Origin of the sequence: Microbacterium sp. BWT-B31, assembly GCF_041379855.1 — a bacterium.
GTDB lineage: Bacteria > Actinomycetota > Actinomycetes > Actinomycetales > Microbacteriaceae > Microbacterium.
In genome coordinates this window covers 161,421-174,374 of record NZ_JBFECU010000002.1, presented here as the reverse complement: position 1 = coordinate 174,374, position 12,954 = coordinate 161,421, and the positions used below count along the sequence as shown (strand labels likewise).

10 protein-coding genes and 1 pseudogene are annotated in these 12,954 nt (G+C 69.2%); 5 read left to right on the top strand and 6 right to left on the bottom strand.

Annotated elements, in window-relative coordinates; genetic code table 11:
* Nucleotides 1–31 precede the first annotated feature (31 nt).
* The 4 genes from AB1K54_RS03465 to AB1K54_RS03450 are packed head-to-tail and all read left to right on the top strand — an operon-like array spanning nt 32 to nt 5,630.
* Nucleotides 32–1,657, top strand: a complete 1,626-nt coding sequence (locus AB1K54_RS03465; RefSeq protein ID WP_371201313.1) for an ABC transporter substrate-binding protein — start codon at nt 32–34, stop codon at nt 1,655–1,657.
* A 30-nt stretch (nt 1,658–1,687) separates the two neighbouring features.
* Nucleotides 1,688–3,031, top strand: coding sequence for an LLM class flavin-dependent oxidoreductase (locus AB1K54_RS03460; protein ID WP_371201312.1), 1,344 nt, complete (start codon nt 1,688–1,690; stop codon nt 3,029–3,031).
* Nucleotides 3,028–4,413 carry an LLM class flavin-dependent oxidoreductase gene (locus AB1K54_RS03455; protein ID WP_371201311.1) on the top strand — a complete coding sequence of 462 codons (1,386 nt, stop codon included), beginning with the start codon at nt 3,028–3,030 and terminating at the stop codon, nt 4,411–4,413. The genes AB1K54_RS03460 and AB1K54_RS03455 overlap by 4 nt, the downstream gene beginning before the upstream one ends.
* Nucleotides 4,410–5,630, top strand: a complete 1,221-nt coding sequence (locus AB1K54_RS03450) for an MFS transporter (RefSeq protein WP_371201310.1) — start codon at nt 4,410–4,412, stop codon at nt 5,628–5,630. Before AB1K54_RS03455 ends, AB1K54_RS03450 begins: the two co-directional genes overlap by 4 nt.
* Before the next feature lie 92 nt (nt 5,631–5,722).
* Here the strand turns inward: AB1K54_RS03450 and AB1K54_RS03445 are convergent, their stop codons facing one another.
* Nucleotides 5,723–6,049, bottom strand: coding sequence for a hypothetical protein (locus AB1K54_RS03445; RefSeq protein WP_371201309.1), 327 nt, complete (start codon nt 6,047–6,049; stop codon nt 5,723–5,725).
* Between the two features lie 82 nt (nt 6,050–6,131).
* Between AB1K54_RS03445 and AB1K54_RS03440 the strand changes: the two genes are divergently transcribed.
* The gene (locus AB1K54_RS03440; RefSeq protein WP_371201308.1) at nt 6,132–7,943 is read left to right on the top strand and encodes an ABC-F family ATP-binding cassette domain-containing protein; all 1,812 of its coding nucleotides are present in this window, start codon (nt 6,132–6,134) and stop codon (nt 7,941–7,943) included.
* 117 nt (nt 7,944–8,060) lie between these two features.
* On the opposite strand, the gene AB1K54_RS03435 is transcribed toward AB1K54_RS03440, so the two are convergent.
* The 5 genes and pseudogenes from AB1K54_RS03435 to AB1K54_RS03415 form a co-directional block, all read right to left on the bottom strand.
* Complete coding sequence (locus AB1K54_RS03435; protein ID WP_371201307.1) at nt 8,061–9,404, bottom strand: GNAT family N-acetyltransferase; 1,344 nt, start codon at nt 9,402–9,404, stop codon at nt 8,061–8,063.
* 101 nt (nt 9,405–9,505) lie between these two features.
* Entirely contained in the window at nt 9,506–10,426 is a 921-nt protein-coding gene (locus AB1K54_RS03430; RefSeq protein WP_371201471.1) for a glycine betaine ABC transporter substrate-binding protein, read from the bottom strand.
* A gap of 231 nt (nt 10,427–10,657) precedes the next feature.
* Nucleotides 10,658–11,056 (bottom strand): annotated as a pseudogene (locus AB1K54_RS03425) (ABC transporter permease); the annotation flags it as partial.
* 176 nt (nt 11,057–11,232) lie between these two features.
* Nucleotides 11,233–11,919 carry an ABC transporter permease gene (locus AB1K54_RS03420; protein ID WP_371201306.1) on the bottom strand — a complete coding sequence of 229 codons (687 nt, stop codon included), beginning with the start codon at nt 11,917–11,919 and terminating at the stop codon, nt 11,233–11,235.
* A 3-nt stretch (nt 11,920–11,922) separates the two neighbouring features.
* Complete coding sequence (locus AB1K54_RS03415) at nt 11,923–12,738, bottom strand: ABC transporter ATP-binding protein (protein ID WP_371201305.1); 816 nt, start codon at nt 12,736–12,738, stop codon at nt 11,923–11,925.
* Nucleotides 12,739–12,954: the final 216 nt, after the last annotated feature.

The following is a 12,954-nucleotide window of genomic DNA, read 5'->3' as shown; positions in this document are numbered from 1 at the left end:
GCCCCCCGCGGCATCTGCGAAAGGAAGACACATGAACGCTCCCCTGAAGCGACCCCACAGGCCGTTCGTCATCGCTGCGCTGGCCGCGGCATCCGCCCTGCTGCTGGCCGGCTGCGCCAGCGACCCAGCCGCACCGGCGGCGGACGCCGGCAACGATGCCGCCGGCGGCGGCATCCTCAAGGTCGGCATCGGCGCCGGTGCGACCTGCGCCGACCCTCAGCAGACCTTCAACTTCAGCGCCGCGGCGATCGCGCGCTCCGTCGCGGACTCGCTCACCGACCAGGACCCCAAGACCGGTGAGATCGTGCCGTGGTTGGCGACGTCGTGGGAGATCAACGACGACGCCACCCAATACGTCTTCCACCTTCGCGATGACGTCACCTTCAGTGACGGGACCGCATTCGACGCGGAGAACGTCGTCGCCAACCTGGACTACATCAAGGGCCTCGGCGCACTGTCGTCGAGGGGCGCCGCCTTCATGGGCAACTACGTCGGGTCGACCGCCGTCGACGAGCACACCGTCCAGATCGACTTCAGCTCACCCTCGGCACACTTCCTCGTCGGGACCTCGACGCTCGTGTTCAGCATGCTCTCGACCGAGACCACCACCAAGACCCCCGAAGAACGCTGCCAGGGAGATCTTGTGGGCACCGGTCCTTTCGTGATGGAGAGCTACGTGCAAGACCAGGAAGCGCAGGTGGTCAAGCGGGAGGGCTACGGCTGGGCGTCGCCGCTGGCCGCTCATGAGGGCGACGCCTACCTCGACGGCATCACCTTCCTCTTCCAGCCGGTGGGGAACGTCCGCGCCGGATCGCTCACGTCGGGGCAGACCGATGTCGCGCTCGTCCTGGAGACACAGGATGTCGCGACAATCACCGCCTCAGGCGCCGAGGTGATGGCTGGGACCATGCCCGGCATGCCGGGAGTGTTCGCGCCCAATCTCCTGCGCGACGTCCCCGCCGACCTTGCCGTGCGCCAGGCCATGAACGTCGCCCTCGACCGTGACACGATCGTGCACACGGTCCTCGGCGAGTACTACGACCCCGCCTACAGCATCATCACCTCGAACCTGCGCGAGTACGCCGACTACTCGTCCGAGCTCGGCTACGACCCCGACGGCGCCGCGGAGATCCTCGACGACGCCGGCTGGAAGGAAGGATCGGACGGCGTGCGGACGAAGGACGGCAAGCGTCTCGCGTTCAGCATCACCTACACCGAGGACTACGGCGCCTACTACACCGGGCTGCTGCAGCTCGTCCAGCAGGAGCTCGGCGAGGTCGGCATGGAGGTCACGCTGGACAACACGACGCAGGCGAGCATGATCGAACTGCAGCAGACCAAGGACTTCGACTTCGTCATCACCACCATCACCGAGTCCGACCCCGACATGGTCCGCAACATGCTGAGCACGCGGGTCGAGGCGTCCGTTCTCGACTCGCTCGGCCTGCCGCCCCTGTTCGCGGCTCAACAGGCGGCGACCGATCCTGCGGAGCGCTCCGAGATCTGGGCGCAGATCCAGGAGATCGTCTTCGACAACGGATTGGCCGTCCCCCTGTTCGAGGGCACCCAGCTGAGCGGCGTAAGCGCGAACGTGACCGGCCCCCGCTACGACTTCAAGGCGATGATCACGTTCTACGACACCGCTTTCGTCTCCTGACCCGCTTCTGTACCCAACGAAGGAAACCTCATGCTCAATCTGATGACCGGCCTTGGAAGTCTCGGCGGCCACCTCGGCGGCTGGCGGCACCCGAAGGCGTGGCGCGGAACCCATCTCAACCTCGACCACCACATCAAGGCCGCCCAACTCGCCGAACGGGGAAAGTTCGACATCCTCTTCCTGGCGGACGGGAACGCCGTGCGGCAGATGGACAAGCCGGCGCTCTTCGAGGCCAACAGCCCCTCCGACCGCCCTTCGGTGTTCGAGCCACTCACCCTGCTGTCTGCGATCTCGCAGCACACGAACAGCATCGGCCTGCTGGCGACCGCCACGACGACCTACGACGAGCCGTACCTGCTCGCCCGGCGCTTCGCATCGCTCGACCACCTCAGCAACGGCCGCGCGTGCTGGAACATCGTCACCGGCTCGTACCCCGGCGACGCGCTGAACTTCAGTCGTGACGAGCACGTCGAGAAGGCGACCAGATACGAGCGGGCCGGCGAGTTCGTCGAGGTGGCGAAGGGTCTGTGGAACTCGTGGGACGACGGCGCCTTCATCGAGGACCGCGAGAGCGGACGCTACCTCGACGCCAGCCGTGTCCACACTCTCCATCACGAGGGTCCGCACTTCCAGGTGAAGGGCCCACTCAACATCGCGCGCCCGCCGCAGGGATTCCCCGTCCTGTTCCTGGCGGGCCAGTCTGAGGCCGGACGCGACCTGGCCGCACGGCATGCGGACTGCGTGTTCTCGGTCGCCGGGACGATCGAGAACGGACGGGCGTATCGCGACGACATGATGGCACGCCTGGACGCCTACGATCGCGCACCCGAGACCCTGCGCGTCATCCCGGGTGCCTCGGTGTACGTCGCCGAGAGCGAGGCGGAGGCGGACGATCTGTACGAGGAGCTGCAGTCGCTCATCTCGCCCGCGCTCGGTGTGCCCTACCTGTCCAAGCTCGTCGAGATGGACCTCTCGGGCTACGACGTGGACGGGCCGCTGCCGGATCTGTCCGGCGATGTCGTCGGCATCGTGAGCTTCCGCAAGACCATTGCCGAGATGGCGGCGAAGGAGGGGCTCACGATCCGTCAGACCTATGAGCGAGTGCTCCCGTCGATGGGGCACGTGCTGTTCAAGGGGACCGCCGTCACCGTCGCCGACCAGATCGAGGAGTGGTACCGCACCGGCGCCTGCGACGGGTTCAACATCGGCGGACCGGTCATGCCGCTGGGTCTCGAGAGCATCGTGGAACTGCTCATCCCCGAGCTCCAGCGACGGGGACTGTTCCGCACCGAGTACACCGGGCGCACGCTCCGCGAGAACATGGGCCTGCCGACGCCGCGCAACCCGTACTTCGAGAAGGAGCTGATCGCATGACCCGCTCGGATCAGATGATCCTTGTCACCAACGTGTACCCAGTCGGCGGGCACATCGGCGGATGGCGCGACCCGAGCGCCTTCAATCGGATCGTGATGAACCTCGACGCGATGACGCAGATCGCACGCCTGGCGGAACGCGGCAAGTTCCACTCGCTCTTCCTCGCCGACGGCAACGCCGTGCGGCAGATGGAGAAGCGGGAGCTGTTCGAGAACGTGACCCCCACGGACCGGCCGGCCTCGTTCGAGCCAACGACAGCCATGGCGGCGATCGCGCAGCACACCGAGCACATCGGGATGTTCGTGACCGCCACCACGACCTATGAAGAGCCGTACTCGCTCGCCCGGCGGCTGTCTTCGCTCGATCACATCAGCCGCGGACGCGCCATCTGGAACGTGGTCACCACCTCGTATCCGGGCGATGCGGCGAACTTCGGCAGCGCCGCATTCCCCGAGCGCGACGACCGGTACCGTCGCGCGAATGAGTTCATCGAGGTCTGCAAGGCGCTGTGGGACTCGTGGGCCGCGGACGCCTTTCCGCAGGACAAGGCGACCGGCCGGTTCCTCGACGCCGACCGCGTGCGTCGCATCGATCACCACGGCGAGTTCTTCGACGTGCAGGGACCGCTCAACGTCGGCCGCAGCCCCCAGGGCCACCCGGTGCTGTTCATGGCGGGCCAGTCCGAGCCCGGTCGCGACCTCGCTGCACGGCACGCAGAATGCCTGTTCGCCTCGGCGCGCACCAAGGAGCAGAGCGAGGAGCTCGCCGTCGACGTGCGATCCCGCATGGCGGCATACGGCCGGCTCCCCACGGATATCAAGATCATCCCGGGGGTGTCGGTGAACGTAGCGGAGACGAAGGAGGATGCCCGCGAGCTCAACAAGCACCTCGCGTCGCTCGTGTCGCCCGAGCTGGGATTCCAATACCTGTCGAGCTACCTGCACGCCGATCTCACCGGGCTCGACCCGGACGGACCTCTGCCGGATCTCACAGGCGACATCGCGGGGGTGCGCAGCATTCGCGACCAGCTGTACAACGAGGCCGTCGGGCGCGGGCTGTCGATCCGCCAGACTTGGACGAAGCTCATCGCCGGCACGGGGGATGAGCCGTTCACGGGTACCGCGGGCGAGGTCGCAGACCAGCTGCAGGAGTGGTTCGAGTCCGGCGCGTGCGACGGGTTCATGCTCGGCGTGCCGACCCTGCCGCGCGGACTCGAGCGCGTCGTCGACCTGCTCATCCCCGAGCTGCAGCGTCGCTCGCTGTTCCACGAGGAGTACACCGGGGGCACCCTCCGCGAGGAGCTCAGGCTCCGCGCCCCGGCGAGTCGGTTCGTCGACGTCGACGAGGCGCCCGCGCCCGCCGACACGGTGTACGCGTCATGACGGTCGCGCCCCCCGCCCCGGCCGAGACGACGACGCGTCTGCGGCGGGGGACGGTGCCCCTCATCGCGCTGTGCTGCGGCGTGACGGTCGCGAACATCTATGTCGCCCACCCGCTGCTGACCCTACTGGCCGAGGCATTCGGCGTGCCCGGTGCCGACGCGGGCGTGATCATCACGATCTCGCAGATCAGCTACGCGGCGGGACTTTTCTTCCTCGTCCAACTGGGTGACGTCGTCCGCCGCAAGCGCCTGCTCGCCGTGTTGGTCACCGGGACCAGCCTGGGGCTGCTCGTCGCCTCGGTCGCCGTCAATCTGCCGATGCTCGCCGTGGCGACCGTCGTGCTCAGCGCCCTCACGGTCGCCCCGCATGTGCTCATCCCCTATGCCGTGTCGGTCGTGCCCAGGGAACGCCAGGGGCGCACGCTGGCGATGATCAACGCCGGTATGACCGGAGGGATCGTCCTCTCTCGGGTCATCGACGCTGCGGTGGGAGACTTCGTCGGGTGGAACGCCGTCTACCTGCTCGCGGCGGCCACGACGGTGCTCGTCGGGACGGTCACGGTCCTGATCCTCCCGCGTGAGCCCAAGCGCCCGCCGATCCGGTACACCCGCCTCGTCGCCTCCACTCTGCGACTGCTGCGCGACGAGCCGACCGTGCGGTGGGCGGTAGGGTTCCAGATTCCGGTGTTCGCGACGTTCAACCTCGTGTGGGTCATGATCGTCTTCCCTCTGACCGACCACTACGGCATGTCGGTGGCGGCCGCGGGTCTGTTCGGCATGATCTCGCTCGTCACCGTGGCCACCGCCCCCTTCGTCGGACGCTTCCTCGACGCCGCGGGAAGCGCGACGGTGATGATGACCTTCCTGGCCGTGCTCGTCGCCGGCGCGGGGCTGCTCCTACTGTCCGAGCTGCATCTCGCGTTCCTCGTCACGGGTCTGGCGCTCCTCAACGTGGGCCAGCAGGGCACGGGCATCTCGAACCAGTCGCGCGTGCTCAACCTGCTGCCCGAGGCCCGCAGCCGCTTGAACACGCTGTACATGACGAGCAACTTCATCGGCGGGGCGCTCGCGTCTCTCCTCGCGGTGTGGGTCTACGCCCACTTCGGCTGGACGGGGGTCACCATGGCCGCGTTCGGCACCGCGCTCGTCGCCGCGGCGGTGTTCACAACCGAGCGCGCGTGCAGGCGAAGGCACGGGCCTGCGCCGACCTCGGGGTGAGCGGTCAGGCTCGGTGCGGGGCTCGACGGCCGTGCGGCATGCGCTCCACCGTCCCTCGGCAGACGAGGGTGTCCGTCACCCGAGCTGCTCGCTCAGCTCGAACCAGCGGCGATACGGGCCATCTCAGCACCGAGACCCACGTAGCCGGCCTCGTCGTGGTCGGCCAGTGCGGTGCGCGCCGCGGTGATCTGCTGCTCGAGCTTCTCGAGGCGGCGCTCGAGGGCGGCGAGCTCCTTCTGCGCCGCGCGCAGCTCGGCGCCGCCGAGGGAGGGTGCCGAGCCGGGGGCGGATGCTGCGGCCGAGGCATCCGCTCGGCTCGTGCGGCTCGTCTCGCTCTGCTCGCTCAGGTGGGGTGCCCTTTCGCGCGGGCGCGGGGTTGGAGCAATGACCTGGCGGAGCTTCCGGGATTCGCGACACAACACCCCCGAACACCCACGAACAATCCAGCGGCGATGACGTGCTGCGATCCGGGTGCGTGGGCGCTGGGTACTCTTGAGACATATGGCGCATCTTCTCGGGGCCGAGACCCTACACCTCGAATACCCGACGAAGGTCGTGTTCGACTCCGTCACGCTTGGCGTGAACGAGGGCGACCGGGTCGGCATCGTCGGCCGCAACGGCGACGGCAAGTCCAGCCTGCTCGCGATGCTCGCTGGGCGGCGCGAACCCGACTCGGGTCGAGTGACCCTCCGCGGCGGTGTCACGGTCGGCGTGCTCGACCAGGGCGACACCCTGGCTGACGAGGAAACCGTCGGCCACGCGGTCGTCGGTGATGCCCCGGAGCATGAGTGGGCGGGCGACGCGCGGATCCGCGATGTGCTGGCCGGCCTGCTCGGCGACCTCGACTGGAATGCCAGCCTGGGAACCCTCTCCGGTGGGCAGCGACGCCGTGTCGCGCTCGCGCATCTGTTGGCCGGCGAGTATGACGTTCTCGCTTTGGATGAACCGACGAACCACTTGGACGTCGAGGCGATCACCTGGCTGGCCGAGCACTTGAAGCGCCGATGGGCGGCGAACGCGGGCGGACTTCTCATGGTCACCCACGACCGTTGGATTCTTGACGAGGTCTGCACCACAACGTGGGAGGTGCACGACCGCGTCGTCGAGTCGTTCGAGGGCGGCTACGCGGCCTACATCCTGCAGCGCGTGGAGCGAGACCGGATGGCGGCGGCGACCGAGCAGCGTCGCCAGAACCTTGCCCGCAAGGAGCTGGCCTGGCTGCGCCGAGGTGCGCCGGCGCGCACGTCGAAGCCGAAGTTCCGTATCGACGCGGCCAACCAGCTCATCGAGGACGTGCCGGAGATCCGCGACAAGACTCAGCTGCAGTCTCTCGCCGTGTCGCGCCTCGGCAAAGACGTGGTCGATCTACTCGATGTCTCTGTCGCCTTCGGAGACAACACGGTGCTGCGCGACGTGGAGTGGCGTATCGCACCCGGTGAGCGCACGGGGATCCTCGGCGTGAACGGTGCGGGCAAGTCGACGCTGCTCGGACTGATCGACGGTGCCGTCGAGCCGACATCCGGGCGGGTCAAGCGCGGCAAGACGGTGAAGGTCGCGACCCTGACCCAGCGACTCGACGAGTTGGAGGAGCACCTCGCCTCGCCCGTGCGCACTGTGATCGCGGGCCTGCGCACGAGCTACACCTTCGGTGCAGGATCGAAAGCGCAAGAGCTCTCTCCTGGCCAACTGCTGGAGCAGCTCGGGTTCTCCTCTGCCCAGCTCTCCACCCCGGTGAAAGACCTCTCCGGCGGGCAGAAGCGACGGTTGCAGCTCCTTCTGATCCTGCTCGATCAGCCGAACGTCTTGATCCTCGATGAGCCGACCAACGACCTCGACACCGACATGCTCGCCGCGATGGAGGACCTGCTCGACTCGTGGCCCGGCACCCTGATCGTCGTCTCGCACGACCGGTACTTCTTGGAGCGGGTCACGGATCAGCAGTACGCGATCCTCGACACGCACCTGCGGCATCTGCCCCGCGGCGTCGACGAGTATCTGCAGCTGCGTGCTGCGCAGAGGCGAACGACCACCACGCGGGCAGCGGCCCCCGCCCTCGCAGATCGCCGTCCGACCGGATCGGGCCCGGCGCTGGCTGGCGCGGAGCTGCGCACAACGCAGAAGGAATTCGCCTCGGTGGAACGGCGCTTGGAGAAGCTGCAGCAGCAGATCGATCGGGCGCGCGCGGCGCTCGCCGATCATGATCAGGCGGACTTCGTGGGCCTGGGGGCCGAGATGCAGCGCATCGGTGGACTTGAGGCCGAGCAGCAGGAGCTGGAGAGCCGCTGGTACGAACTGGGCGAGTTGCTCGAGTAGCGGCGCACCCAGGTTCAGCGAGACACGCCCACGCGCACTCCTCCGCGCACCCTCACCCGCGCCATCGGGCTCGAGGCGTTCGGGGAGCATCGGCTGGGCGAGCAGGGCCCCCTCCGGTCAGTACCAGAAGCTGAGGCGCGGCGCGGTCGGCCACCCGAACAGACGGGACGCGGCGAGCGGGTCGGCGGTCGTCACCCGCCCGGCGGCGTGGAGCGTCGCGAGCGACACCCCGCCGAGCAGGACCGCCGAGAGCTCGACGATGCCCAGGGCGACGGTGTCGACGCCGTCGGGTGACCCCTCGACGCGCGTCACTCGGGCGGCGCCGTCGGCATCGGCATCGAGGAGGTACCGGCCGTCGGCGATCCCGAGAGGGTCGGCGACGTCGAGCGCGATGCGGCCCGGGCCGCCGTAGCGGCGGGCCTCGAGGGCGGATGCCACATCGAGCACGCGCACGTACTGGTGGTCGCGGATCGTCACGGTCGCCGCCCGCTGATCGGCGATCATCCACAGGAGCGGCTCGTCGACCGCGAGCTCTTCGGCACGCACCTCGGCGACGAGGTCGAGTTCGAGCAGGAACCGCCACAGCGCGGCGTACGCGTCAGGCGTCTCGGCGAGGAGGTAGTGGACCGCGACCGTGCCCTTGGTGAAGTCGTCGTGGTTCTCGCGCACCGCGTACACGGCCAGGCCGCGCACCTCGCCCGAGGCATCCGTGTACTGGATCGCCCGCTTCTCACCCGCCTTCTCGGCCGTGGGCGTCGTGCCGGCGAAGCTGTCCCAGTGGCCGCCGGGCACGTCGATCTCGCCTGCGGAGCGAAGCCGCACGCGCTCGTGGAGGGCGGGAGCGAGCGAACGCAGGCGCTCGCGCGGGATGAAGTCGATCCGGCCATCAGGGCGCGGGCCGATCCACGCCGCGCGGCGCGTCTCGATGCGCCACGATGCGCCGGATGCCGCGGGGGCGAAGCCGTAACGGCCGTACAGCGTCGACTCACTCACGGTCAGCATCGCCATCGGGATGCCGGCGGCGTGCGCCGCGCGCAACTCGCCCTCGAGCATCGCGCGAGCGACCCCGCGCCGGCGATGCGTGGGGGCCACTGTGACGGCCGAGATCGCGCACGACGCGATCGCCGCGCCGCCCGGTACGGTCAGCTCGCCGAGCCACGACGCGATGGTCGCGACGGGGGCCTCTGCGACGGGCGCGGCGGGGTCGTAGACGCCCGTGAGCCGCCGGTAGCCCGATCGCTCGCGCGACGCTGCGATCTGCTCTTCGCTGCGCTCGCCGTCTTGGAAGCCGCGCGCCACGGACTGCAGCCACGGCGCGTAGTCTTCGCCGTCGACCGACACTCGCCGGTAGTCCAGGCCCGTCGCCGCGAGCCGCACCCGCGACTGCTCGTCGACCGGGCCGGCTCGGAAGGCGGCGCGCTCGGCGTCGCTCGCACCCGGTGTGGTCACGCCCGTGCTCATGTCAGAACTGCTCCTCAGACTCGATGGGGCGCCGGCCCCGCAGGTGTGCCCAGGCTATCGGCACTCCCGCGGGCGCCCGGCACCCCATCGCGCAGCACCTGTCAGAGCAGTCCGTTCTCCTCCAGCCACTGCGTGGCGATGTCGGCCGGCGACAGCTGATCCTCGGTGCTCTGCACGTTCAGCGCGACGAGTCCCTCAGGGGTGAGGGCGGCGCTCACCGCGTTGATGACATCCGCGATCTGGTCGGCGATGTCGGCGTTCACGAGCGGCACGACGTTCGACGCGAGGAACAGTCCCTTCGGGTCGTCGAGCACGACGAGATCCTGAGTCTGGATGCGCGGGTCGGCGGTGTACACGTTCGCGACGTTCACCGTGCCGGCCACGAGGTCCTCGACGGTCGTGTCGCCGGTGGCCTTGAACTCCACCTCGACGCCGTAGAGAACCTTCAGTCCGGTCGGACCGTACGGGCGCTCGGCGAGTTCGGGGGCGCCCCCGAGGATCAGCGGCACGTCGACGTTCGCGAGGTCGCCGATCTGCTTCAGGCTGTGCTGCTGGGCGAAAGCCGCCGTCACCGTGTACGAGTCCTGGTCGGTCGCGCTGGACTGGTCGAGCACGGTGAGGCCCTCGGGCAGCGCGTCCGGCAGCGCCGCGAACACGTCCTCGGACGTGCGCGCCTCGGTGTCGGGGTCGAAGAACTGCAGCAGGTTGCCGGTGTACTCCGGGAACAGGTCGACCTCGCCGTTCTCGAGCGCCGGGATGTAGGCATCCCGCTGCCCGATGTTGAACTGGCGCTCGACCGTGAAGCCGGCGTTCTCGAGGGCCTGCGCGTAGATCTCGGCGATGATCTCGTTCGAGTAGTACGCCTGCGAGCCGACGACGATCGTGTCGGACGCGTCCTCGGTCGCGGTGCCGTCGGCGCCCGGATCGAGCGGGTCGCTGGACGCGCACCCGGCCAGGGCCAGTGCCGCGATGCCGACGGCGGCCAGCGCGCCGGCGATCCTTCCGCGCTTCGCTGTGAACATGGTGCTCTCCTTCTGGTGGGGGTTGTGTGTGATGCGGGTCTGGTGAGCCGTGGTGCGCTCGTGGGTGCGCGGCTCGTCGGTGCCTGCAGACGCGGATGCCTCGCCCCGCGGCATCCGCGACGCTCCCGGTCCGGTCGCACGGCCCGCGCGCACGCCGCGGGGAACCGACGCCCGCTGCAGCAGCGCGAACACTCCGTCGAGCACGAGGGCGAGGACGGCCACGAGGATCGCGCCGCCGAGGACCATGTCGTAGCGGCGCAGCGGGATGCCCGCGATGATGTACTGGCCCAGTCCGCCGAGCCCGACGTAGGCGCCGATCGTCACGGTGGCAACCACCTGCAGCGTCGCGGCGCGAAGACCCGCGACCAGCAGCGGAAGGCCGAGCGGCGCCTCTACGCGCCACAGGATCTGCCAGCCGGTCATGCCGATCGCGCGGGAGGCGCCGATCACGTCGCGGTCGATCGCCTCGAATCCCGAGTAGGCGCCGGCGAGGATCGACGGGATCGCCAGCAGCACGTACGAGATGACGGCGGCCTCGGGCTTGTGCAGCACGCCGATCAGCAGCACGAGCAGCAGCAGCAGGCCGAACGAGGGGATCGCGCGCGCCGCGCCCGAGATCGCGACCGCCACGTCGCGCCCGCGGCCGGTGTGCCCGATCAACCAGCCGAGCGGCACCGCGATCGCGGCGGCGATGAGCACCGAGACCGCCGTGTAGGCCAGGTGCTGGGCGAGCGCGACGGCGATGGGGTCCACACCCCGGCCGAGGTCGCCCGAGAAGATCCACGCGAGGGCGTCGAGGATGAGATTCACCTCGCACCCTCCGCCACGATGATGACCGGCGCCGGTCGGGAGCGGCGACGCTGAGCGCGCAGCCACGGCATGGAGAGGCGGCCGGCCAGCACGAGCAGAAGGTCCACGACGAGCGCGATGAGCACGACGGCGATCATGCCGGCCAGCACCTCGGGGATGATCCGGCGCTGGAAGCCGTTCGTGAACAGATACCCCAGGTTGGTGATGCCCACGATGATGCCGACCGTCGCCAGGGCGATCGTGCTCGCCGCCGTCACGCGCAGCCCCGCCAGCAGCACCGGACCCGCGAGGGGCAGGTCGACCGACCACAGTCGGCGGGCCGCCCCGTAGCCCACCGCCGTCGCGGCGAGGCGGACGTCGGTGTCGACGGAGTTGAGTCCGTCGACGACGGAGCGCACCATCAGCGCGACGGCGTAGATGGTGAGCGCCACGATGAGGTTCGTCTCGGACAGGAACGACACGCCGGTGACGGTGGGCAGGATCATCAGCAGCGCAAGCGACGGGATCGTGTAGAGCAGTCCGGTGAGGACCACCACTCCGCTGCGCAGCAGCCGGAAACGCCACGCGACCCACCCCAGCGGCAACGAGATCACGAACCCGAGCACGATCGGGATGACGCTCTGCCGCAGGTGCACGACGGTGAGCGACCAGATCAGGTCGAGGTTGTCGAGAACCCAGCCCACGCGCTACTCGCTCACCAGCGCACCCTGAGTGCGCCCCTCGGCGTCGACGACCACCGTGCCGTGCGGCGTCTGCTTGAGACGCAGCGCGCGCCGGCCGCGGTCGGCGCCGATGAACGAGGCGACGAAGCCGGTCGCGGGGTTCTCGATGATCTCGCTGGGGCTGCCGACCTGCGCGATCTGCGCGCCCTTCTGGAGGATCACGACCTGGTCGCCGAGCAGGAACGCCTCGTCGACGTCGTGGGTGACGAACACGATCGTCTTGCCGATCTCGCGCTGCAGGCGGATCAGCTCCTGCTGCAGTTCGGCGCGCACGATCGGGTCGACGGCGCCGAACGGCTCGTCCATGAGCAGGATGTTCGGGTCGGCCGCGAGCCCGCGCGCGACGCCCACGCGCTGCTGCTGGCCGCCCGAGAGCTGGCTCGGGTACCGGTCGGCCATGTGCGGGTCGAGACCGACGGTCTTCATGAGGTCGAGCGCGCGACGGCGGGCCTGGCCCCGCTTGACACCCTGCAGGGCGGGAACGGTGGCGATGTTGTCGGCGACGGTGAAGTGCGGCATGAGCCCGGAGTTCTGCATGACGTAGCCGATGCCGCGCCGCAGCTGCACGGGGTCGCGCGTCGCGACGTCTTCGCCGTCGATCGCGATCGTGCCCGACGTGGCCTCGACCATGCGGTTGATCATGCGCAGGATCGTCGTCTTGCCGCTGCCGGACGAGCCCACCAGGACGGTGGTGCGACGAGGCGGGATCATGAGGCTGAACCCTTCGACCGCCGTCGTGCCGTCGGCGAACCGTTTGGATACGTCGGTGAACTCGATCATGGGACTGCCTCTGTCGTCGCCTGTCGCCGCCGAGCCTCGTGCGCGGGGGGCGCGCGCGTCGGAGTGGTCACCAAACTAGCGATATCGCCGTTGCGGGGGGATGGTGCTGTCATGAACAGACATGCGCGCTGCGGTTCGCGCCGCCGTCCGCGAGCTGAAAGAGCCGCTGATGATCGGATGCCCCCACCCGCGGCATCCGTTCTTCGGCCGATCCCG